Origin of the sequence: Pseudoflavonifractor sp. 60, from assembly GCF_009911645.1 — a bacterium.
Taxonomy (GTDB): domain Bacteria; phylum Bacillota; class Clostridia; order Oscillospirales; family Oscillospiraceae; genus Lawsonibacter.
The window spans coordinates 1-22,655 of record NZ_QWKI01000055.1 but is presented as its reverse complement, the minus strand read 5'-3'; the positions used below and the strand labels follow the sequence as shown (position 1 = coordinate 22,655).

At 57.6% G+C, this 22,655-nt stretch carries 24 protein-coding genes; 11 read left to right on the top strand and 13 right to left on the bottom strand.

Translation table 11 applies throughout. The features are described from left to right. Positions 1–291 precede the first annotated feature (291 nt). From D1646_RS06985 to D1646_RS23110, 6 genes are all read right to left on the bottom strand, one after another. On the bottom strand, positions 292–702 hold the full coding sequence (locus tag D1646_RS06985) for a HEPN domain-containing protein (protein WP_160635783.1): 411 nt from the start codon (positions 700–702) through the stop codon (positions 292–294). Next, complete coding sequence (locus tag D1646_RS06980) at positions 695–1,036, bottom strand: nucleotidyltransferase domain-containing protein (protein WP_160635782.1); 342 nt, start codon at positions 1,034–1,036, stop codon at positions 695–697. Before D1646_RS06980 ends, D1646_RS06985 begins: the two co-directional genes overlap by 8 nt. A 191-nt stretch (positions 1,037–1,227) precedes the next feature. Next, complete coding sequence (locus D1646_RS06975) at positions 1,228–3,639, bottom strand: glycoside hydrolase family 3 protein (protein WP_160635781.1); 2,412 nt, start codon at positions 3,637–3,639, stop codon at positions 1,228–1,230. A gap of 52 nt (positions 3,640–3,691) precedes the next feature. After that, complete coding sequence (locus tag D1646_RS06970) at positions 3,692–4,534, bottom strand: carbohydrate ABC transporter permease (RefSeq protein WP_160635780.1); 843 nt, start codon at positions 4,532–4,534, stop codon at positions 3,692–3,694. Continuing rightward, positions 4,534–5,430, bottom strand: a complete 897-nt coding sequence (locus D1646_RS06965) for a sugar ABC transporter permease (RefSeq protein WP_243154060.1) — start codon at positions 5,428–5,430, stop codon at positions 4,534–4,536. Before D1646_RS06965 ends, D1646_RS06970 begins: the two co-directional genes overlap by 1 nt. Then, a complete protein-coding gene (locus D1646_RS23110; RefSeq protein ID WP_160635778.1) occupies positions 5,357–6,898 on the bottom strand; it encodes an extracellular solute-binding protein in 1,542 nt (513 codons plus the stop codon). Before D1646_RS23110 ends, D1646_RS06965 begins: the two co-directional genes overlap by 74 nt. A gap of 235 nt (positions 6,899–7,133) precedes the next feature. Between D1646_RS23110 and D1646_RS06955 the strand changes: the two genes are divergently transcribed. Then, a complete protein-coding gene (locus D1646_RS06955) occupies positions 7,134–7,904 on the top strand; it encodes an AraC family transcriptional regulator (RefSeq protein ID WP_160635777.1) in 771 nt (256 codons plus the stop codon). Here D1646_RS06955 and D1646_RS06950 read toward each other — a convergent pair. From D1646_RS06950 to D1646_RS06930, 5 genes are all read right to left on the bottom strand, one after another. Next, on the bottom strand, positions 7,897–10,302 hold the full coding sequence (locus D1646_RS06950) for a N,N'-diacetylchitobiose phosphorylase (RefSeq protein ID WP_160635776.1): 2,406 nt from the start codon (positions 10,300–10,302) through the stop codon (positions 7,897–7,899). The two genes, D1646_RS06955 and D1646_RS06950, sit on opposite strands and share 8 nt — an antisense overlap. Positions 10,303–10,314: 12 nt before the next feature. Further along, positions 10,315–12,957 (bottom strand): cellobiose phosphorylase, encoded by a 2,643-nt coding sequence (locus tag D1646_RS06945; protein ID WP_160635775.1) that lies wholly within the window; start codon positions 12,955–12,957, stop codon positions 10,315–10,317. Then, positions 12,950–13,744: a glycoside hydrolase family 16 protein gene (locus D1646_RS06940; protein ID WP_347565147.1), complete on the bottom strand. Its 795-nt coding sequence runs from the start codon at positions 13,742–13,744 to the stop codon at positions 12,950–12,952. The genes D1646_RS06945 and D1646_RS06940 overlap by 8 nt, the downstream gene beginning before the upstream one ends. 5 nt (positions 13,745–13,749) lie before the next feature. After that, positions 13,750–14,367: a DUF624 domain-containing protein gene (locus D1646_RS06935; protein WP_160635773.1), complete on the bottom strand. Its 618-nt coding sequence runs from the start codon at positions 14,365–14,367 to the stop codon at positions 13,750–13,752. 233 nt (positions 14,368–14,600) lie between these two features. Then, a complete protein-coding gene (locus D1646_RS06930; protein WP_160635772.1) occupies positions 14,601–15,569 on the bottom strand; it encodes a DUF6076 domain-containing protein in 969 nt (322 codons plus the stop codon). 168 nt (positions 15,570–15,737) lie between these two features. On the opposite strand from D1646_RS06930, the gene D1646_RS06925 reads away from it, so the two are divergent. From D1646_RS06925 to D1646_RS06900, 7 genes are all read left to right on the top strand, one after another. Then, positions 15,738–15,950 (top strand): helix-turn-helix domain-containing protein, encoded by a 213-nt coding sequence (locus tag D1646_RS06925; protein ID WP_160635771.1) that lies wholly within the window; start codon positions 15,738–15,740, stop codon positions 15,948–15,950. Continuing rightward, positions 15,947–16,336 (top strand): helix-turn-helix domain-containing protein, encoded by a 390-nt coding sequence (locus tag D1646_RS06920; protein WP_160635770.1) that lies wholly within the window; start codon positions 15,947–15,949, stop codon positions 16,334–16,336. Before D1646_RS06925 ends, D1646_RS06920 begins: the two co-directional genes overlap by 4 nt. Then, positions 16,306–16,536, top strand: coding sequence for a hypothetical protein (locus D1646_RS22635; RefSeq protein ID WP_201754582.1), 231 nt, complete (start codon positions 16,306–16,308; stop codon positions 16,534–16,536). The genes D1646_RS06920 and D1646_RS22635 overlap by 31 nt, the downstream gene beginning before the upstream one ends. A gap of 207 nt (positions 16,537–16,743) precedes the next feature. Then, positions 16,744–17,151, top strand: a complete 408-nt coding sequence (locus D1646_RS06915) for a hypothetical protein (RefSeq protein ID WP_160635769.1) — start codon at positions 16,744–16,746, stop codon at positions 17,149–17,151. Then, positions 17,151–18,905, top strand: coding sequence for a MobP3 family relaxase (gene mobP3, locus D1646_RS06910; RefSeq protein ID WP_160635768.1), 1,755 nt, complete (start codon positions 17,151–17,153; stop codon positions 18,903–18,905). The genes D1646_RS06915 and mobP3 overlap by 1 nt, the downstream gene beginning before the upstream one ends. A gap of 126 nt (positions 18,906–19,031) precedes the next feature. Continuing rightward, positions 19,032–19,328, top strand: a complete 297-nt coding sequence (locus tag D1646_RS06905) for a DUF6809 family protein (RefSeq protein WP_160635767.1) — start codon at positions 19,032–19,034, stop codon at positions 19,326–19,328. A 3-nt stretch (positions 19,329–19,331) separates the two neighbouring features. Then, on the top strand, positions 19,332–20,486 hold the full coding sequence (locus D1646_RS06900) for a site-specific integrase (protein WP_160635766.1): 1,155 nt from the start codon (positions 19,332–19,334) through the stop codon (positions 20,484–20,486). Positions 20,487–20,964: 478 nt separating this feature from the next. Here the strand turns inward: D1646_RS06900 and D1646_RS06895 are convergent, their stop codons facing one another. After that, a complete protein-coding gene (locus D1646_RS06895) occupies positions 20,965–21,171 on the bottom strand; it encodes a hypothetical protein (RefSeq protein ID WP_160635765.1) in 207 nt (68 codons plus the stop codon). 175 nt (positions 21,172–21,346) lie between these two features. Between D1646_RS06895 and D1646_RS06890 the strand changes: the two genes are divergently transcribed. The 3 genes from D1646_RS06890 to D1646_RS06880 all read left to right on the top strand — a co-directional run bounded on the left by D1646_RS06890 (position 21,347) and on the right by D1646_RS06880 (position 22,104). Beyond that, positions 21,347–21,490, top strand: coding sequence for a protein phosphatase (locus tag D1646_RS06890; protein ID WP_243154057.1), 144 nt, complete (start codon positions 21,347–21,349; stop codon positions 21,488–21,490). A 123-nt stretch (positions 21,491–21,613) separates the two neighbouring features. Then, on the top strand, positions 21,614–21,883 hold the full coding sequence (locus tag D1646_RS06885; RefSeq protein WP_160635764.1) for a hypothetical protein: 270 nt from the start codon (positions 21,614–21,616) through the stop codon (positions 21,881–21,883). Next, positions 21,880–22,104, top strand: a complete 225-nt coding sequence (locus tag D1646_RS06880) for a hypothetical protein (RefSeq protein WP_160635763.1) — start codon at positions 21,880–21,882, stop codon at positions 22,102–22,104. Before D1646_RS06885 ends, D1646_RS06880 begins: the two co-directional genes overlap by 4 nt. 278 nt (positions 22,105–22,382) lie before the next feature. Here the strand turns inward: D1646_RS06880 and D1646_RS06875 are convergent. Continuing rightward, positions 22,383–22,655, bottom strand: a 273-nt coding sequence (locus D1646_RS06875) for a hypothetical protein (protein WP_160635762.1), incomplete at its 5' end; no start/stop codon positions are given.

Sequence of the window (22,655 nt, the reverse complement as noted above, 5' to 3'; positions counted from 1 at the left end):
TGGTTGTGTGGTCAAACCCAAATCCACAAATTCATACCAGCAGGAAAAGTTCTGAAATACAAGAAAAGTCCAGCCTTTTCAAGAGAAAAAACTGGACTTTATGGAGCTGCTACCCAGATTTGAACTGGGGACCTCATCCTTACCAAGTGATTGGAAGCTCTGGGAATGCCGCTGTTTGGCACTTTCAGGGCGTTTTTGTTTGGGAAAGGCATGCTCTTGGGCCATTTCCCGTCCACTGACTCCGTCCGCTTTTTTCGGCGTGTGGGTCACGGTGTGGGTCAACCCGCAAACCTATAATTCTGTACGGTACCGCTGTTCCAGATACTCGCCTACATCTCCACAGAAAGTCACCGCACCGGAAAATAGCGCATTGGTATCTGCGACAGAGCAGATATAAAAATCCTCGTAATCACTGCGGTTTCGAATTAGTGAGGCATTAGAGATCAATTTGCTGTACTCTCTGGGCAATATTTCAGGTTTCAAATAATTCAGGGTAAACCGGGCAATCACCGCCGAGTGCTTCCTGAAGTCTTCGCCATCCAGAGCCAGCACCGCCCGCATCGCATGAAAAATCGCATAGTACGCCCGGTTGTTGGCGGAAGCATAATCCCTTGCTTCCATATCCCGTTTGGCAGATGCCAGCATTTCCTCGGCTTTCTGAAAACGATACCGTGATAGGTCAACTTTTGTGATATTAGGCACTGATCCTCACTCCCTCACGCTCAATACTGCGGTAGAATGGGAACAGCTGCAAATTTTGGTTGAAATACTCCCGGTTTTCCACAAGAGGTGACACCGCAATACCGTGATCCAGCAAGAGCTCAGCGGCCAGGTCTCCCACCTGCCAATTTCGGTCTGAGATATCCTGGCGGGAGGCATCTACCAAAATCAGCACATCAATATCCGACCCAGGATCAGCGTCTCCTCTGGCATAAGAGCCAAAAAGGATGGCCTCTATTTTATCCTGCGGAAACAGCAGGGCGATCCTGCTGCACAATTCCGCAACAATCGTGGTCACTTCCTGCCTGGTACGCATAGGATGCCCTCCTCTCTCCAAGCAAGGTTTTTTGACACTATGAGTGTAACACAATGGGCAGTAAAATACAAGCGGACCTCATGCAGAAATTGCTACGCAGTAAACAACAGGGAAGCTGTAGGCGCTGTGTAATTCGCTTTATTTTTATCTCTGCATTTCTTCATTGCAAATCACAGTTTCCTATAGGCCATTTAATCGACTTTCAAAATCAGCTCTAATACCCGACCGGCGCAAATCTCCAGGTCACGGTGGCTGACTGCCCCCAGCTTCATGGCCTCCTGTACCCGCTCCAGGTAGCCGTTGGCCATTTTCAGGTCATTGCCGGCCAAAATTTCTTTGTAATGCTCTCCCCGGGTCCACCAGTCGGTCATCACCATGCCGGTATAGCCCCAGTCACCCCGCAGGATATCCGTCAGCAGCTCCCGGCTCTCGGAGGCGCGGCGGCCGTTGATCACGTTGTAGGAGCTCATAATGGCCCAGGGTTTCGCCTCCCGGACGATGATTTCAAAGGCGCGCAGGTAAATTTCCCGCAGGGCCCGCTGGGACAGGCGGGAGTCGCTGTGCTTGCGGTTGGTCTCCTTGTTGTTGCAGGCGAAGTGCTTCACCGTGGCGGCCATGTTTTGGCTCTGAATGCCACGCACCTCGGCCCCGGCCAGCTTTCCGGTGAGCAGCGGGTCCTCGGAGAAGTACTCAAAGTTCCGGCCGCACAGGGGATTGCGGTGAATATTGACCGCCGGGGCCAGCCAGACAGAGATATTGTTCTCCTTGACCTCCGCCGCCGCGGCGGCGCCCACCCGGGAAACCAGCTCCCAGTCCCAGGTAGCGGCCAGCAGAGTGGCGCAGGGCCAGGCGGTGGTACACACCCCCACCTCGGGCCGAATCCGCAGACCCGCCGGGCCGTCGGCGGTAGTCAGGTTGGGCACGCCGTACTCCGGGAGGTTGCCCAGTCCAAAGGTGTTGGACACTCCCACGTTGGGCTGTCCCCCCAGCAGGTGGATCAGATCGCCGTCGCTGAGCTGGGCCACAAATTCCTCCAGGGTCAGTTTCCCCTCCGCCACGGCGGAGAGGGGCTGTACGCCCTCGGCGTAGGGTTGGGTCAGCAGCCAGCGCCCCCGGCCAGGCGTCGCGGGGGCAACCGCCTCGGCCTGACCAGCGTGGATGGGCCGGAGCAGATTGATGTCGGTGTCCGCTACCGGGGCGGCGGGCAGCTCCTCCCAGCCCCCGTCCGCCAGCAGGCGTTTAGGAAGGTGGGACGGGGACAGGCTGTCGCTGACCGTGCGAGTAACCTCCGTTTCAACCTGCTCCCAAGCCCAGTCCAGCTCTGCCGCCTCCCGCACGGAGGTCCCCACATATAGGGCGTAGCGCCCCTGCTCCAGCACCCAGGCGGAGGGGGCGATCTTCCCCAAATCGTCGAAGCTGGCCATATCCGAGACGGCAAAGGTCAGCTCTACCGTTTCACTCTCGCCGGGCCCCAGCAGCTTCGTCTTCTGGAATGCCGCCAGACAGCGTTTCGGCTTCTGGAGCAGCCCCCAGGGGGCCCGGTAGTAGAGCTGGACCACTTCTTTCCCCGCCCGGCTTCCGGTGTTGGTCACCCGGACGGCAACCCGAATTTGACCGTCCGACCCTCCGGCGTTCACCGTCTCCAGGGCAAAGGTGGTGTAGGACAGGCCGTAGCCGAAGGGGTAGCACACCCGCTCCGCCACCCCGGGGATGGTCTCGAAATACCGGTAGCCCACATAGATATCCTCGGTGTACTCCACATAGTGGGGGGAGTCGTGAAAATGCTCCGTGGAGGGGTAGTCGGACAGGTCCCGGGCGAAGGTGTCGGGCAGCTTGCCGCAGGGGTTGGTCCTGCCGGTGAGCAGGGCGGCGACAGCCGCGCCCCCCTCCATCCCGCCCTGATAGGCCAGCAGGACGGAGGGGATGCGGTCATCCTCACAGAACCAGGAGACATCCATCACGCCGCCCACGTTGAGCACCAAAACCACCTGCGCAAAGGCGGCGCAGACCTGCCGCACCATATTCTGCTCAGCGCCAGTCAGATAGAAATCCCCCTTAGGGAAAATCGCTTTTGCCTTTTGGGGCATCACCAACTCATCGGGCCAGGGATAGTCTGGCTCCTGGTACAACACCGGCTCCCGGTCCCAGCCCTCCCCGGAGAAGCGGCTGAGGACAATCACCGCCACGTCCGTATTTTCCTTTGCCCCGTCCACCAGGCTTTGGGGCAGCTCCGGCTCGGCCATCAGGCCGGGCACGTCCCCGGCCTTGTACCGCCCGGCCACATAGTCCCGGTAAAAATCGGACAGGGGCTCGCAGAGGGGCACCCCCTCTCCTTTTAGTCCGTCGTACAGGTTCCGGACATAGGCCACGGTCACGTCGCCGCTGCCGCCGCCCCCCTTCACATAGTCGAAGCTGCCCTTGCCGAACAGGGCCACCCGGGTCTCCGGAGCCAGGGGGAGCAGTCCCCTGTCGTTTTTCAGCAACACCATGCCCTCCTGGGCCGCCTGCCGGGACAGGGCGACGTGCTCTGGACTGGCCGTTACACGCCGGTCCCCCTCCAGGGGCAGATTGGGCTGATAGCGGGCGCGAATCCACTTTTCCATAATTTCCTCCTTGAAAAAGCGCCGTCAAGCCGACGGCGCTTTGTGTGTTGATTTACTCCTTGACGCCGCCCAGGGTGACGCCTTCCACAATAAATTTCGACAGCAGCAGATAAATGATAATGATGGGCACGATGGCGATGGTAATCATCATATAAATTTTACCCATGTCAAAATTCATGTAGTCCGCGCCCCGGAGGGTGGCGATCATGATGGGCAGTGTCTGCTTGTTCTTGGAGGTGATGACCAGGGCGGGAATGAAGTAGTTGTTCCAGGAGCCCACGAAGGTGAAGATGGCCTGCACCGCAATGGCGGGCTTCATGATGGGCAGCACGATGCGGTTGAAGGTGCCGAACTCTTTAGAGCCGTCGATCCGGGCGGCCTCAATCAGCTCCCTGGGCAGGGAGGACTGCATATAGCTGTGCATGAAGTAGAACACGGCGGGGGAGGCGATAGAGGGGATAATCAGAGGCAGCAGGGAGTCGTCCAGCCCCATGCTGGTAATCAGGCGCAGGAAGCCCAGAGCGGTCACCTGGGTGGGCATGACCAGGATGGCCATGATGAAGGTGAAGGCCGCGCGCTTGAGCTTGAAGTCGTAGGCATAGATGCCGTAAGCCGTCAGGGCAGAGAAGTAGGTCACGATGGCGGCGCAACAGCCGGAGACAATCAGGCTGTTCTGGATGCCCTTCAAAATGGGGATGGCAGGGTCGTTGATAACACTGTTCAGGTTGGTCAGGAAGCTGGAGCCGGGCAGGAAGGAGAAGCCCAGCTGGAGCTGCGCATGGGACCGGGTGGCGTTGATAATCAGGATGTAGAAGAAGAACAGGCACAAAAAGGCCAGGATGATCAGCACCACATGGGCTAAAATCGTCCGTCCGTTGGATTTTTTGCTCTCCATTATGCCTTGCCTCCCTTCCTGGCCCGCCTGGCCGCGGATTTGGAGCCGTCCGGGTCGCTGTCGGTGTTCATCTTAAAGACCATCCAGCAGAGAATGGCGCTGATGATGAACAGGAAGACGGACAGGGCGCCGGCGATGCCGTAGTTCTTGGCCTGCAGGTGCTTGTTCAGGTACATGATCAGGGTCATGGTGGTGCGGTCGGGGGCGCCCTTGCCGGCGGTCAGAATCTGGGGCACGTCGAACATCTGGAGGCCGCCGATGAGGGAGGTAATCAGGGTGTAGGTCAGCAGGGGCTTGATCTGGGGCAAGGTGATCCGGAAAAATTTCTGAATGTGGGTGCAGCCGTCCAGCTCCGCCGCCTCAAAAATGGAGGGATTAATGCCCATAATGGCCGCCATAAGCATAATGGTGGTGTTGCCGAACCACATGAGGAAGTTCATCAGCCCCACCAGGGTGCGGGCGCCCAGGGTGGACTCCATAAACCGGATGGCCTCTCCGACGATCCCCATGCGCAGCAGGATGCTGTTGATAGGCCCGGCGTTGGAGAACAGAGCGAAGAACAGCATGGCGAAAGCGGAGGCCATGATCAGGTTGGGCAGGTAGATGACCACCTTGAAGAACTGCTTGCCCCGGATTTTCAGCCGGGCGTCGGTGAACCAGGACGCCAGCACCAGGGAGATGATGATCTGGGGCACAAAGCCCAGCACCCACATCACAAAGGTGTTCCAGGCGTACTTGGGCAGATCGGAGGAGAGCAGCGAGATGTAGTTGGACAGCCCCGTCCAGTTGGGGCCCACGGTTTTCAGGCCGAAGGCGTAGTACTCATAGAAGCTGTTCCGGATGGTGTCCGCCAGCGGGATCAGGGAAAAAATGGCGTAGGACAGGAAGAAGGGCAGGATGAAGATATAGCCCCACTTGGCATAGCTGACGCTTTTGATTATATTCTGTTTTTCCATAAAAAGTCCCCCTCTCTCTCATTTTTATGGCCATTCCACGCCGCCGCCTACCAGCCAGGGGTAGCGCGATGGACATCTCAAAGTTGGCCTTGGCCTTGTCCAGGCTGATCTTGCCGTTGAAGTAGTCGCCGAAGGTGTTTTGGAACTCCTCCACACAGCCCTGGTCGTAGGAGGAGATGTTGGACAGGTCCACCGTGGCCGCCACGTCGGAGAGCACGCCGATGTAATTCTGTCCGCCCAGCAGGTCGATGCCGAAGTCGGGGGACTGGGCCAGCTCCTCCATCAGGGGCTGGTCGTTGCTCATCTCGCCGTAGTTCAGTGCCAAGGTGCGCAGGAGCTCCCGATCGGCAGTCATGGTCAGCATGATGTCCCTGACCTGGGAGGCGTTGTCGGTGCCGTTGGCAGCCACCAGCCAGGTGCCGCCCCAAAAGAAGCTCTGGGGGCTGGGGCAGACGGCCCAGTCCTGGGCGGCGGCGGTGTCCTTCACGTTGGGGGCGATGCACACGTCCAGGCCCCAGGCGGGGAGGAAGAAGCAGAACACCTTGGAGTCGGGGCCCATGTCCTTGTTCCACTCGTCGTTCCACTGGCCCGGCACGTTGTGGCTGACGCCGCTGGCGATGTCCTCCATGGAGCGCTCCACCCAGTTCATCATGTTGGGGTCCACCACCACGGTCTTGTCGTTCTTCACCCAGGGGGCGGAGACGTTGTTGGAATACACCCGGGCGGTGTCGGCCCGGCCGGAGTACATATAGTAGCCGGCTTCCTTCATCTGCCCGGCGGTCTCGTAGAATTTGTCCCAGTCGGCCACGGCGGCGCCCACGACCTCCGGGTCGTCGGTGCCCAGGACGGCCTGGGCGATGGAGCGGCGGTAGACCAGCATGCCGGGGGTGGCCTGGTAGCTCAGGCCCCTAATCTCCCCGTCGGAGCCGGTCATGGCCTCCAAGGTGTAGCGGTACTGGTTGGCGATGTCAGCGTCGGTGATGCCCAGCTGAGAGATGGGGAGGGCCACGTTGACCTCAGGGTCGACGTACTTCAAGGCGTAGTCGGCCTCCACCAGAAACATGTCCACCCGCTCGTCGGCGGCCGCCCTGCCCTGCTTGAGCAGCGCCTCATCCAGCTTCTGCTGATAGACGCCGTCCTGGGTGGGGTTGACGATCCAGTGAACCTCGGTGCCGTCTTTCAGATAGGCCACCGACTTGTCGTTGGACAGGCGCTCTACTTCGGGGTAGTTCTCGTTGAACTTGCCCTGGAACTCCTCATTCCACACGTAGATGTTCAGGACCTTGCCGCCGTCGCTGGCCTGCGTGCCGCTGAGCAGGCCGCCGCTGCCGCCCCCTCCGCAGCCGCTGAGCAGCCCCAGAGCTGTCACGGAGGCCAGCGCCAGGCCCAGGATTCTCTTTTTTCTCATGTTCCACTCCTCCTGTTCACAGTTTGCGTAGCCCGCGGGCCGCCGTATAATCAAAATTATAGGCGGGCGGGCGGCGACCGTATATAAAAACCAATAGACAAATATCAAATCCATGACAGCTTTTGGATACTGTCCCAATTTTTCTCCGAATTTTACGCGTAAACCGCCAAGCTGCCTCTTGATAAAATGTCAGATTCATGATATATTTGTTCCAAAATTTCAGGGAGGTGCCATCATGGACGGACAGAAGAACTGGCAGCCCGTTCTTCCGAAGGAGGACGGCGAGGTCACCAGCCACCGGGAGCCGGGGGAGGAATTTCTCTTCTACCGCTCGGTGGCGGCGGGGCTCATCGACGCCGTGCAGGAAAACTGCAGCCGGGGGGCCTTTGAGAACATGGAGGGTGCGGGCAAGCTCTCCGACAACCCGGTCACCAATCTGCGCTACCACTTCGTGGTCACCGCCGCCATGCTCACCCGCTTCTGCATGGAGGGCGGGATGCCCATGGAGGAGGCTTTCGGCCTGAGTGACGAATACATCCGCAGGATGGACTGCTGCAACAACATGGCGGAGATTGTCTACGTTCACGACCAGATGGCTCTGGACTTTGTGTGCCGGATGCGCCACCTGCGGAAGAACATCGCCTCCTCCAAGCAGGTGGCCGAGGCCATCGACTACATCTACGTCCACATCATGGACCGGATCACAGTCAACGAGCTGGCCGAGGCCGTCGGCATCTCCCCCACCCACCTGTCCCGCATCTTCAAGCAGGAGACGGGCGTCGCTGTCAGCGAGTACATCCGCCAGCGGAAGATCGACATGGCGAAAAATCTCCTCCGGTTCAGCAATTACGACTTTGTGGAGATCGCCGTCATGCTGTCCTACTCCTCCCAGAGCCACTTCATCCAGCACTTCCGCTCCCAGACGGGGATGACCCCCAAAGCCTACCGGAAACAGAACTATCTGAACAACTGGAATGTCAACCGGGAGCCCGCCGGCATTACATAGTCAGCACGATCTCCGTGGTCTCGGTCAGCAGGGCCTCCGGCACGTAGTCCCCGAGCACTTCCCGGCCGTTGACCGTGAGCCCCGCGCAGCCCGTCTCCTTCCCGTCGGGATTCTCGATCCGGATATGCAGCTTCTTCCCCCGGAAATCCTTCCAGATCTCCAGCGCCTTCCACTCCTTGGGGATGGAGGGCGCTATTTTGATGCCTCCCAAATCGGGCCGCATCCCCAGAATGCCCTCCACACAGCCCACCATCACGGTAGAGGCCGTGCCGGTAAGCCAGTGGACGTGGGACCGGCCGGCGTGGGGGCTGGCCTTCCCCTCGGTGAACTGGCCGTAGCAGTAGGGCTCGATCTTCCGAATTTCCGCCCGGTCGTTCTGCATGGAGGGGGCGTTCTCCTTGAAGTAGGCAAAGGCCCGGTCCCCGTGGCCCAGCAGCGCCTCCGCCAGGATCAGCCAGCCCTGGGACTGGGAGAACACCCCGGCGTTCTCCTTCACCCCCGCATTGTAGATCACCGCCAGCGCCCCGTCGAAGGCGTGGGCGTGGTAGGGCGGGTCCATCAAAATCGCGCCGTAGTCGGTGTTCAGCCGGGCATAGACGTTGTCCATAGCCAGCTCTGCCTGTTTGGGGGCCGCCAGGCCGCTGATGACCGCCCAGCTCTGGGGGTTGAGCCACAGATTGGCCTCGGGGGCGCTGTGATGGCCAATCACCTCGCCGGCCTGGGTGAAGCCCCGGATAAAGCGGTCCCCGTCCCAGCACAGGTCGTTAAGCAAAGCCCGGAGTTTTTTCTGTTCCCGCTCCAGCCACTGGAGATAGGCGGCATCCTGCTTCTGAGCGGCGAATTCCCGCAGGACGGTAAAGGCGTAGTAGAAGTGGAAGGCCACAAAGGAGGACTCCCCGTTGGCCCCCAGCCGCAGGCAGTCGTTCCAGTCGGCGTGGAGTCCGGCGGGCATCCCGTGGGGGCCCAGATGCTTCAGGGAGAAGTCCAGCGCCCGCTTCAGGTGCTCGTAGACGCTACCCTCGTCCCGGTTGGCAAAGGGGATTACCTCGTCCAGAAAGACGGTATTCCCCGTCTCGGCGATGTATTTGTACACCGTGGGGAACAGCCACAGGGCGTCGTCCGCCCGATAGGCGGGGTGGCCGGTCTCCCGGACATAGGACGCGTCCTCCGGGGTGTCCTCGTGGCCGGGGCTGTGGGTGAACTTCACCAGAGGCAGGCCGCCCCCGTGGTCCACCTGGGCGGAGAGCATGAAGCGCAGCTTCTCCGCCGCCCCCTCCGGCTCCAGGTGGATGATCCCCTGGATGTCCTGCACCGTGTCCCGGTAACCGTAGCCGTTGCGCAGGCCGCAGTAGATGAAGGAGGCCGCTCGGGACCAGGTGAAGGTAATAAAGCTGTTGTAGGCGTTCCAGGTGTTGACCATGGCGTCAAATTCCGGGCAGGGCGTCTTTACCTGGAAATGGGACAGCCGTCCGTGCCAGTGGCGGATCAGGGTATCCAGCTCCCGCCGGCACACCTTGTGAGGCTCCCGATAGGCGTCCAAAAGGGCGGCGCTGTCCTTGTTGGGCTTCTCCCCCAGCAGGAAGGCGACAACCTTACTCTCTCCCGGCTCCAGGGCCACAACGGTGGACAGAGCTCCGCAGCTGTTGCCGTTGTAGTTGAGGGTGCCCCCCAGGTCGCCCCGCTCCACCCCCACAGGGTTTCCATACCCATGGTAGGGGCCAAGAAACTCCGCCCTGTCGCCGCAGTAGGAGGATACCTCCCCCCCGGCCAGGCCGAAGAACCGCTCAATCACTGCCTTTTCGTCCACTTCGCTGTCCTGGGCGTCCAGATTGCCGTGAATCTGCTGGCGGATGCGGTCTCGGTCAAAGATAGTGCGGGTGATGAACTGAGAGTACTGCAAATTCACCTGGTCCTGCTCATAGTTGCCGTTGCTGGTGAACTCTGCGTAGCCTGTCAGGGTCAGCTCCCGCCGCTTCTCCGACTGGTTGGTCACAGACAGCAGCCAGACCTCGTGAGCGGCGTCCAGGGGGACATAGTACACCGCCTCGCTGTGAATACCAGCGTAGTCCGCAATCATCTGGGTGTATCCGGTCCCGTGGCGGCACTCGCTTTTGTAGACATCCAGAGGCTTGCCCACTGGCTGCCAGGAGGCGGACCAGAAGTCCCCCGTCTCGTTATCCCGGAGGTAGATATACCGCCCCGGCTGGTCAAACTGGTTGAACACATAGCGCAAAATTCTCCCGTTGGCCCCGGACTTGACAAAGCTGTATCCCCCCGCGTTGTTGGAGATCAATGCCCCGTACTCCGGGGACCCCAGGTAGTTGGCCCAGGGGGCCGGGGTGTCGGGCCGGGTGATGACATACTCCCGGGCCTGATCATCGAAATATCCGTACTGCATTCCATCCGCTCCTTACATCAATTCAATCGTGATTGTATTCCCGTCTTTCGGCAGGGTATCTACCACTTCCCGGCTGAGCACCTTCTTGACAGGGAGGTACTCCCCGAAATCCTTCTCCAACCGGTTGACAATCACCACATGGAAGCTCTTCCCGGCAAAGGAAAAGTCGATTGCCGCCTCTCCGGTTTCGTCAAACTGTTCCCGCACCAGCTTGGGCTCGATCACCAGATCGCCCCCCTCGCCGTGTACGCCGAACACCTGAGTGATCACCGTCAGCATGTACCAGCTGGCCGCGCCGGTGAGGTAGTGGTACATTCCCCGACCGTCGGCGTTGAAGTATTCGGGGATACCGGGAAAAATTTTACTGGTGGGGAAGTCCATCGCCGTCTCCGCCAAGGTCTGGAGGGCCTTGTACCCCTTCCGGACAAAGCCCCTGCGGTAGAGGGCGTTGGCGTACATCACCGTCATGTGGGAGAACACCGCACCGTTCTCCTTCTCCCCATAGGCAAAACCGAACATCCTGCCCATATCCAGTTTCAGCTCGTGGAAATCCGTGTTCAGCCGGTAGCCTCCCGCCGCTTTCTTGTAGAGATAGCGGTCCGCACTTCGGACGATTGCCCTCACCTGCTCCGACCTGGCCGTGCCGCTCATAATGGCGAACACCTGCCCGGTGAGCATCATGCGCACGCCCTGCTCTGTGATCCCCTCCAGGGGCTGGCAGTGGTCGTCGTAGTAGCTGTTGAACCAGCCGTCCTCTCCGTCTTTGATCCATTCCTGACGGCGGATGTGCTCCATCAGCCAGCGGGCCTTACCCTCCAGGTCCTCCGCCAGGGCGGTGAGGGGAACCGCGACAGTCTGCCCGCTGACCTCATGGATACAACGCCGGGCGTACCCCTCCAGGACCGCTGTTTTGCGGGAGGTATCCTCATAGACCTCCGGGCCAGCCTCCAACAGCTCCTGAAGCTCCGCCAGCAGCTCGACTTTATCCTGCCGCTCGGCCAGTCGGCGCAGCAGCCCGGCCAAATCTAGGAGGTTCCCCGCGTAGGCACAGGTGAAGGCCACGCTCTCCCCGTTTTCAGCGGCCATATCCAGGGCGTCGTTCCAGTCGGCCCCCCGGAGGCGGAAGATGTTGTGGGCTCCCACCTCATAGAAGGCGGCCAGGTGCTGAATAAGCAGGTGCTCCAGAATGCTGCCGGTGTACACCGCCCCGGACTGGCTCTGCTGCCGGTTCCCGTACTCCTCATTCCAGAGCGGGTCGATTTGCGTGCCCCGCATGGCCTGGGGGTCTTTGAAGTAGGGGGCGGGTTCCAGGAGAATATCCAGGTCTCCGGTCTGGTCGATATACAGCCTGGTGGTCATCAGCGGCCAGAGGGCGTGGTCCATCCATACCCGAGCGATGCCGTTGCGGTCGGCGATGAAGTTTCCGTCTCCCGCACCGATGATGGTGGCGTTGGTGCCGTCCACCCGGACGCCGCCGAAATTTTTCCGGATCATCTCCCCCACGTTCTGGGGGGCCATGAGCAGCAGGGACAGACAGTCCTGCCACAGGTCCCGCCAGCCCCGGCCTCCCCGGCCATAGTCGTGGTGGGGGAGGAAGGAACAGCCGTAAATCCGGCGCAGGAAGGGCTGAAAGCTTACCCACCGCATCCAGCGGTCGAAATTGGGGTTGCCTGTATGGTAGCGGACGTTCACCTGTTCCTGCCAGTGGGCCTTTGTCTCGGCCAAGGCCTGCTCCACCTGCTCCACCGTAGAAAAGGTGGACAGGACCCGGTCCATCTCCAGCCCGTCCTCTGCAATGCCCAGCAGCAGGATATACACTACACTCTGTCCCGCCTCCAGCGTGACAGCCGGGAATCGGATACCGCCCATGGCCTCCCGTCCGTCGATCTCGGTCCCGGCGGGGACGCCCTCCGCCCTCTCGTAAACCGCCCGGGGGTGTAGGAATGTGCCGCCCTCGCCAAGGAAGCCCTCCACCGTGGGGTAAAAGGTCTCGGGAGCTGTTCCGTCCCCGGCGGAACCCAGCACATAGTAGATTTTGTGGTTCTCCCGGTGGCCCTTCTCGTCAAAGGACATGGCGGGCTTCACCAGGACCCCATGCTCTGTGGTCCGGGTCCGATGGAGCATGGAGGTCACGTTCCGGTGGTCCCGCACGTTGTCCGCACTCCGTCCGTAGATGGGGACGGCCGCTACACAGGTCAGCTTCCGGGAAGCGGCCCCGGTATTGGTGATTTTGACCTCCATAATCTCCACATTCTCCCGAACGGGAACAAAGGAGATAATCTCCGACTGGAGGCCGAAACGCTTGGACTCCCGGCTCACTTTCTGCCACATCAGGCCGGCGATCAAGGTGCTCTCGTCCTGCTCCGGGGTGAAGCGATCCGCCTCCTGCTCCGCCGACGCCCCCGTGGCCGACCAGCAACCATCCTCCATGACGCACCAGAAATTCCGGGTGCCGCGGCGGCTGTGCAGGTCCTCCGCGCTCACCGGCTCCAGCAGAAAGGACTCCTGATCCAGTTTGCTGTCGCCCCCCAAGTTAGGAGTAATGGCGCTTTTTAGCCCTGTTTCGCTGGCCAGGGGGAAATAGAGCCCGCTTACATTTTCCGGGTTATTGAGCGTAAATGTTCCGTTTTCATCCAAAAAACGAATGTTATCCATGTGCCGTCACCTCCGTTGATGATTGTATTTTCTGATAGACCCGCACATAATCCACCTCAAAAGCGGCGTGCTCAAAGTCTGTGGTCTCGTCCGGATACCCGACCCAGCTTCCTCCCACGGCCAGATTCAGGATGAGGTACATATCGTGGTCAAAGGGGGCGGGGCAGGGCTTCTTCACACCGTCCGCCCCGGCGGAAAACCACTCCCTTGTCTCATAGAAGGACCTACCGTCCACATACCATCGGAGCAGCCCCGGCTCCCAGAGCAGGGAGAAGTTGTGAAATTCCTCGGCAAAATCGCCGTTTTCCAGGGCCACCGTCCCCTGGCTCTCCCGGTGGGGCAGGCCGTAGTGGATGGTCCCGTGGTTTTTCCCCGTATGACTTCCCCATATCTCCATGATGTCGATCTCGCCGCACTCGGGCCACTGGCCGTAACGGTCCTCGTCGGTAGTCATCAGCCAGAAGGCGGGCAGAAAGCCCTTCCCTCTGGGCACCTTCAGCCGGGCCTCAAACAGGCCGTAGGTAAAGTCGTACTTGTGCTGGGTGGTGATCCGGCCGGAGGTGTAGGAAATTGTGCCGTTTTCGTGGACCGTTTTCACCGGGCGGATCAGCAATTTTCCGCCCCTGACGCTGATGCTTTCTGGGGAGTCCACATATTCCTGCAATTCTTCATTGACCCAGCCCGGCTCGTGCAGCTCCACGTTCCAGCGGCTCCGATCCAGCTCAGCTCCATCAAAATTGTCCTCAAACACCAGGCGGCAGCCCTCATAGGAAAGCAAATCCTCCACCGTTATCAACCATCCTCTCTGCTTTCAAATATCCGATTCAAATAAAAGGAATTGATCCAGGCCCCTGCCGCGAAGCCGAACAACAGCCAGAAGGCAAATACGACTCCGAGCAGAGCGGGGAACAACAAGCCAATCAGCAGGGGCAGCAGATTGACCGTGGTCATCAGAACAGTGACGGGCAGATTGGCCAGGGACAGCCGGATTGCGTTGCTCAGATGATGGGAAAAGGTATTCTCAAAGCGGGCCAGCAGGGGAAACAGGTAAGACAACAGGGCCGTCAAAAATACGGCGAGGATGGCCAGCATAACGAATACCGCCGGCGGCATCAGCAGCGTCTCGGCATAGAGCACACTGCGCAGGACGGCCAGAAGGGTCACATCCGCAAGGAACAGAATGGTGGCGAAGGACGACGACAGAAAATTTTCCCGCAACGCCCGGAGAAACCCTTTGACTGGGTCGCAGTCCTGCCCCCGCATCAATTTCAGCGTCATGGAGTAGAGCGCAGTAACAGCGGTTCCCGAAAGGACAACGGTGCAGCAGGAAAGAACCAGCGCAATATTCAGAAGCAGCAGATCACAGATCCTTGCGAGAAATCGGATCAGACAACTGTCCGGATGAAACATTTTCGCCAGCCTCCCTGCAAATCGTTTTATTTATTTTATCTCTAACCGCCTTTGAGGATATATCATTGCCATGACTGAAATATCAAAATGCTTGCAGGCAAACTTCTGGACCATGAATTATGCCGGGGGGATAATAAAACTCCGTCCGGGCGTCCTTACCGGGCGGAGTTGAAAGCAATCAACACATTCAAGACAAAAGTCAACATCATTAAAGCAAAATAAGGCGATCTTTTTCAAGAATCCCTTAACCAGCAACTGAACTCATCCAGCGTGATATTCCCAGCCTCGCACTCCGCTTTTCTCTCTCTGGCTTTCTCGCTCCAGGCGTAGAACTCGTCCTTCGAAATCTTACCTGCCCTGATCCAGGCAAAGCGCTTCTTGTACTCTCGGCGGTAAATCTTGAACACCTCGTCCTCGCTCTTACTCTTCTCCCAGACCCGGAACGCTCCGATCTCCTTGCAGGTGCGGCCTTTCTCATCAAAGGGACGGTCGCAATACTCGACGCCGCCGTGGCCCGTCACCGCAAAGAGACGTCCGCAGTTTTTGCACACCCGCATTTTGATCTCCCGCTTCAAGCACTCCCGGAGATGGTAGTCCACTAGATCATAAACCGTCTCAGGACATAAAACCTCCGCGAAGGTCTCCTGATACAGCAGCTCGTAGCTCATCCGCTGCGGACGAAAGCAAAACAGTTCTTTCCCCGCCTGCTCCGCCGCAAGGTAGCAGGCGGTCATTTTTTCATCTACCGATTTCTCGCTGGTGTCCTTGACCCAAATCTGGGTGAGCAAGTCCAGTGCCTGCCGCTGAAGCGTCAAAAGTCTATCTGGCATCTCGTCCAGATACTCCACCTGCAAAAAGTTCTGCGGAAACTCGTAGCCCATATACCGCGCACGATCCAGGCGAAACTTCCAGTCCAAGCGAAGCAGCTCAAAGTAGACATGAACATCCGCCAAATCACAAAAGAGCCTATAGACCCGGTCTGATTCCTCTCTGCTTTTTTCTGAAATGACTCTGCGCACTCCGTCAGACAGGCGTCGAAGGGTCGGTCTCATCTGCTCCATGTCCAAGTACAGAAAGGAAATCAGGCTCTCCGGAAACATCGCATTCCTCGTAGACATCCAGCGGTCATTCAGCTCTTCCTCCACAAACGCATAAAGCTCCTTGCCGTTTGTGATGCAGGTTTTGAATTGATAGTTAAGCATAACGGCTCCTCCCGTCTTAGACATAATTATATTTGTTTTCAGATAGGACTCGACAAGTGATTGACGCAATGTTACACTACAAGCAAGAAGGACATATCGCCCGCCTGTTTTTATTCAGTCTACATCGTACCCGTTAGAAAGTCAAGTAAAGTTTGAAGGAGGATCAAAATGAAAGAGTCGGTCTACAAGACCTATGAGGAACTGCCGCTGTTCCTCAACGTAGAGGTGGTTGCAAAGGTGCTGGGCATTGCGCCGTCCAGCAGTTACGAACTCATGCACGAAGTCGACTTCCCTGTACTGAAAGTCGGCAGCAGAATGGTGGTCCCCAAGGAGAAATTCATCCAGTGGGTAGAAGATCACACTCAAGGAGGTACACAGTGAGTAAGACGGGCAAAAACTATTTCCCCACCCCCAACGAAATTTTTTCTCTGGGATTATCCCCCGGTGAGTTTGCGGTGTACTCCTACCTGCTCCGCTGTGCAAATCGGCGCACCCGTCAGTGCTGGCCCAGCTACAAAACCATTGGTGCAGCAACTCAGTTGAGCGTCAATACGGTGCGCAAGCACGTCTGCGCTCTCGCTGACAAAGGGCTCATCAGCACAGAGGACACCATCGTATTCACCAGGACCGGTCTCAAGCACAACGGCAGCCTGCTCTACACCATCCGTCCATTCCATGAGGTGCTGGATGCGCATCAGCAGAACGAACTGCGCCGACTGGAGGTACAAACAGCAAGATGGAAGTATGCAAAAACTGCGTCGCTGTAAACAAGAGAAACCCCTCCGTGACGGCCTGTGGATCGCTGTGGATGCAGAACGCAGTCGTGTCCAAAAACGGCAAACGGAATATGACCACCGTCACCCCAGAGCGGCCCTGTGTGCCCTGGCTCCTGCTCGGGCAACATCTGACCCAGCCCCACCCACGCGGCGAGCTGTGCGCCCGTTGGGAGGTGCAAGGCGAGCGATGAGAGGGAAAGCAGGAGAAAGCGCCGGCGCTTTTGCTGCGCCGGTGCGGTCACAACCGCCCACAGTGCGGGCGGTTTCAGAGACGGAAGCTGACGCTTTTCTGCGGGCTGACATCTTCGATTGACGCTGATCCTTTAAAAAGCAGAGAAAAACGCCGTTATTGCAGAGTTTGCAATGACGCTATTACAGAGTAAGGGAGGTTTTACACAATGAATAAAAACAAGGACCGCCACACCGTCTGGCTGACAGATGAGGCCTGGGACAAAGTCAAGGATCACTACCGCACCGATAACTGCTCCACACAGAATGAGTACATCGAGAAAGCAATCCAGTTCTACTCCGGCTATCTCGATGCCGAACAGGCCGACAGCTACCTGCCCCGTGTGCTTGCAGAAGTGCTAGAGGGTAAGTTGGGTGCGCTGGGCGGCCGAATCGGGAAACTGCTGTTCAAGCTGTCAACGGAGGAGGCAATCATGGCACAAATCGTTGCCTACGGGTTCAATGTGGATCTGGACACGCTGAAAAAGGTACGGGTCAACTGTATCAAAGACATCAAAGAGACGAACGGCGAAGTCGATTTTGAGGCCGCCTACAAATATCAAAAGAGGCTCGACTGATGCAGGGACTGATCCAAAAGAGCGGCTACATCAAGCCGGGCGGCGGCGCCGGGAACTACGCGGAGTACATCGGTACCCGTGACGGTGTGGAACTGCTGAACGCCGGCGACCAGTACCTAAAGTACATCGCGGAGCGGCCCCGCTCTCACGGCCTGTTCTCCAACGTGCAAAATACTGATTTGGAAAAGACGATGCAGGAGGTGAACAGCCACCCGGCTTCCGTCTGGACGTTCATCTACTCCCTCAAGCGGGAGGATGCTGTCCGGCTGGGGTACGACTCCGCTGAGAGCTGGCGGAAGCTCCTCCTGGCTCACCAGACGGAGCTGGCGGAGGCGATGAAGATACCGCCTAACCAGTTCCGCTGGTGCGCCGCCTTCCACGACGAAAAGCACCATCCCCACATCCACCTGATGGTCTGGTCAGCAAACCCGAAGCAAGGTTATCTGACAGAGCAGGGTATCGAGATGATGCGCTCCAAGCTGACCAACAATATTTTTCAGGACGAGTTGCTGCACCTCTACAAACAGAAGGACCTGTCCTACCAGGAAGTGCGCGATACGGCGCAGGAGGCAATGCGCAATCTGATCCGAGAGATGAAGTCCGGAATCTGTGACTGTCCTGTCATTGAAGACAAGCTGTTCACCCTGTCCGAGATGCTCCAGGACGTCAAGGGCAAAAAAGTGTACGGCTACCTGACGAAACAGGTCAAGGCTCAGGTGGACGCCATCGTGGATGAGTTGGCCCAGCTCCCGGCGGTGGCGGAGTGCTATGAGGTCTGGAACAAACTGCGAGATGAGCTGGAGAACTACTACAAGGACAAACCCAGGGAACACCTGCCGCTGTCTCAGCAAAAGGAGTTCAAGTCGGTCAAGAATATGGTCATCCGTGAGGCGGAGCGGATTCGGTTGGACGAGATCACATTCGAGGACGAGCAGATGGTCGATGAATTGGATGAGGAGGAAGAAGTCCTGAACATCCACCCTCACTGGCGAGTGGTGAACGCATATCGGGAAGCCCGGTATGTCCTCTGCGATGACGATTCAACTTGGACAGAACAGGAGAAGGCCGTCCAAGTCCTGGAACAGCTCTGGGATGCTGGTTTCGCTGTGGCAGCGCATCAGTTGGGTAAGTGCTGGCGGGATGGCTTGGGTGTCTTGCCAGATGACGACAAAGCGGAGCTGTGGTTCCGCCGCTCCGCTGAGGCCGGGAATGATTTCTCCCAGTATGCGCTGGGCAAGCTGCTGCAAAGTAGGAAACGGGTTGAAGAAGCTGTCAACTGGTTTGAAAAAGCCGCCACGCAGGGCAACCAGTATGCCAGCTACCGGCTGGGGAAGCTCTATCTCCTGGGTGATGGTGCTCCAAAGAATACGGAAAAAGCCATCGAATACCTGACCCAGGCGGCTAAGAGCGGCAACCAATATGCGCAGTACGCACTCGGCAAGCTGTACTTGGACAGGCAAGATGTGGAACAAGCTCACTACTGGTTCACTCAATCCGCTACACAAGGAAACGAGTACGCTCAGTTCTTCCTGGATCGCTGGGATAACCTGAAACCTCCCTCGGTCATGCTGTCGGTCACTCAGTTGCTCCACCACATAAGTGAATTTTTCCAGGATAACTCTATTCCTCCTCAAGCCCCAGCAGGACAACAGGTTGATCGAAAGCTGCGGCTCAAAATCGGAGAGAAGAAGATTGCTATGGGGCACAAGGCAGATGATCACGAGGAGTACAACGGGCCGTCAATGTCCATGTGAGCACTCAAAAACTGCTGCGCAGTAAACAAGAGCAACCTATTAAATTTCTGATAACTCTGCTCAAAAGGGATGGCTATTCAGTTGCGATTGGGGTATTGTGTGTTGCTGCAAAGGAGGTTGATGAAAATGAGAAAAACTCTGGAAGATCTCTACTATGGCAACATCACACCCAATGAACAGCAGATGACTCCCGGCTCAGAAATGGAGAAGGCAGTAGCCCGTGTCGCCAGCTGCGAAAAGCAGCTCTTGGAGCGGCTTGAGGAAACTGAACAAGATGCTCTCACAAAGCTCATTCGGTCGCAGCATGAGATCAACAGCATCACAGCAGTCGAAAATTTCATCCTGGGCTTCCGGCTGGGCGTCAGGATCATGGCCGAGTGCATGGATGAGAATGACGGCGACATAAGGAACGGAGGTGGATAAGCGGTGGCAAAGAAACGAGCAAACGGTGAGGGCAACATCCGCAAGCGCAAGGATGGTCGCTGGGAGGGCCGGTACACTGCCGGCTACGATTCAGAAACCGGCAAGCGGATCATCAAGAACGTCCTCGGCAAGACGCAAGCCGAGGTCAAGGAGAAGCTCGCCCAGGCGCAGCAGGAGACATCTGGTCTGGATGTGGGCCGCAGTGAGGACTACACAGTGGCTACCTGGCTCCGCAGCTGGTACGAACTCTATGCCAAGCCCAACGTCAGGCCGGCCACAGCGGACCGCTACTACCTGATCATCGAGACCTACACCATCCCTCGGATTGGCAAAATCAAGCTCAACAAGTTAACCTCCCGTGATCTCCAAAAACTCTACAAAGACCTGATGGAGCGCGGCAGGATACAGAAGCGGAGCGGCAAGGGCAACCCTGGGCTGAGCAGCACCACTGTGAGAAGCGTCCACCTCACCCTCCACTGCGCTTTCGAGAGGGCTGTCAAAGAGAGACTGATTCCCCGCAACCCCACCGATGACTGCATCGCTCCCAAGGTGCAGAAGGTGGAAATGAAAACGCTCCTGCCTGAACACCTGAAAGCCTATTTAAACGCCGCAAACGCCAGAGGGGTACTCCCCATGTTCTACTTGGAACTGGTCAGTGGGCTGAGAAAAGGTGAATTGGTGGCGCTCCTCTGGAGCGACCTGGATGCAGAGCATAAGACGATCTCCGTCAGCAAGCAGTACGTCCGCAACCCTAGCGGCGCAGTGATGCTCTCCAGGCCCAAAACAGAGACATCTGTCAGGCAGGTATCCATCCCACAGGATGCAGTCGACCTGCTAATCCAGGAGCACGACAAACACCTGGACAATCCGTATATGTTCCCCTCGCCAGTGACCGGAGAGATGTACCACCCGGACTCAGTGGTAAAGCTCCATGAGAAAATCCTGAGGGACGCCGGCCTGGAGCACATTCGTTTCCATGATCTCAGACACACATTTGCGACTCTGGCCCTCCAGAACGGTGTAGATGTGAAAACCGTCTCCAGCATGCTGGGGCACTACGATGCGGGCTTCACCCTCCGCACCTACACCCACGCTACCCGGCAGCAGCAGAATCGGGCGGCGGAGACGATGGGAAATTTCATGGCACAGGTCATGTAAGCCAAAAAAGCGACGAAAACGCCAGACAGGAAAGCAGAACTTCCTGTCTGGTGCTCTCTGTCCCTCTTCGGGCATTTCGGCGTGTGGGTCACGGTGTGGGTCAACGAAAAGTCGCAAAAATAAATCGACCGAAAAAATTGAGAAAATAAGAGAAATCCCGCCAGAATCAATGGATTCAAGCGGGATTTTGGAGCTGCTACCCAGATTTGAACTGGGGACCTCATCCTTACCAACTGTCTTAACCATGTCTGTTGCATTTTAATGAAGCGCCGTAATCCTTGTGCGACAAGGGCTCCGCAGTTTTTATTTTTTGTATAGCTCCTTCAATTTCGCCGTTTCTAGCGTCCGTGGACGCTAAATGGACGCTAGAATCAGGGCCGCTCCAAGGGCGAGGACCGACGTTGCTTCTTGACCCAGGACGCTTTCACGTCCGGGGATTTTTTTATACCCTTTTCAAATTCGTAACCGATTGGGAATTTCAAGGTTTAGGATTTTCCCCGACCTCTCCATGTTCCTCCATAAATTTCTCCATAGCGGCTATGAAAATCGCATTCGGCGATGTACCATTCTTTTTACAGGCGACCTTGAACTGTTCGGCCTTGTCCCGCCGGACTTTGCAGCCCAGCACGGTCATATTGGCTGCATCCCACTTATTCCTCGACTTTTTCTGGCTTTCAGTCAGCATACTATATCACCCTAATATAGAATACCACAAGCTAAAACGGTTTAACAGTATCAAAATATCCAAAAGTTAAACCGTATTTTTGGTGAAGATTCCGATATTGTTAATACGGTTTAACCGTAGTATAATAACACTCGTAAGGCAGGGGCGGCCAGCCCCTTGCGAAAGGAGGGAGGATATGGACGAGATGTCAAACGCCGCTGAGGTCATTGAAAAGCTGGCACGGGAAGCCGAAAGGCTCCAGCTGCTCGAACTGGCCCGGAGCTGCAAAGACCTGGATGAGCTGATTAAAAAGCTCGAAGCGATGACAGCCAACAAGTAAAAAGGGTAGCGGAGCCCCTACCAAAGAGAACCGCTACCCAAACCCCAAAGGGGCAACCGGGAGCCTTACCCCGGCCGCCTCCATGATAACAGAGTAAGACAAAAAAAGCAAGGAGGCATTGACATGAAACTTTTGAAAAAGCGCGGCTACACCGGGACGGTTCGCAAAATTGTCACTGACAACAAGACCGAGGTGCTGGGCATCGTCGGCACCTTCAAAGACCTGATGGAGATTGGCGTTGTGGAGAGCGTCACGGATATCTCTCTGGACACCTGGCTCTGCATTCCCCATCCTGACCGGTGTTTTGACGGCCAGAATGGCATGGGTGCAACTCGCGAGGAAGCCATTCAGAACACCCTTTTTGTGAAAAAATCGTGGGAGGGTACTTTATGAAAGCAAAAGACGTTTTGAACATCTGGACCGGCTGGGATTCCCCTGATATCTTCGAGGTCCATGAAACGGCTCCCAATAGTCGATTCATTTCCCGTCACGATATGACGGGGGTGGAATTTATGGAAAGCCCTTGGGCAGAACGGAACCTGAAGCGGTTCGGGTCCCACGGAAAAGGAGCCGACGGAGTCTGGCGGCACTACATTGAGGTCGCCGCCAAGTAAGCCGAAACGGTCCGCCGACCCGTCGCTGGGAACAGCCCCATTAACAACCCGCAAGGCCGACAGCCACAGGCTGCCGCTGGTGCAAGTCCAGCCGCCCCCACTCCGGGGCGGGCGCTCATGGGTATACCCCACGGCACAGGGGGAGTCAATCGCCGCCCCTTTTACATATACGCACTTCGAAAACTGAACACAGAGCGGCAAATCCCCAAACACCTGAGAATTTGGCAAAAAAATCCCCCAATGCCAGAAGTCCAGCATTGGGAGCTGTTTGAGTGATATCACTTTTTCAGCGCGGCGGCCCGGGCCATAACGGCGGCCTCCTCCCGGGTCACAAAGTCTCGGGGACGGTAGCCGTCGGTGAGGCCCATCGCTTTGGCATCGACCAGCAGGTCGGGCATCCCGGCGGGCTGCTCCCGCAGCTCCTGGCGGTACCGCTCCATGAAGGCTTTCCACTCCTCATAGGTCACAGGCTTATCCTCCTTGTTGTAGTCTCTGGCGTCGACCAGCCAGTAGTTCCGCACCTCCTGGCGGAAGGTCTCCGGGTCTCCATT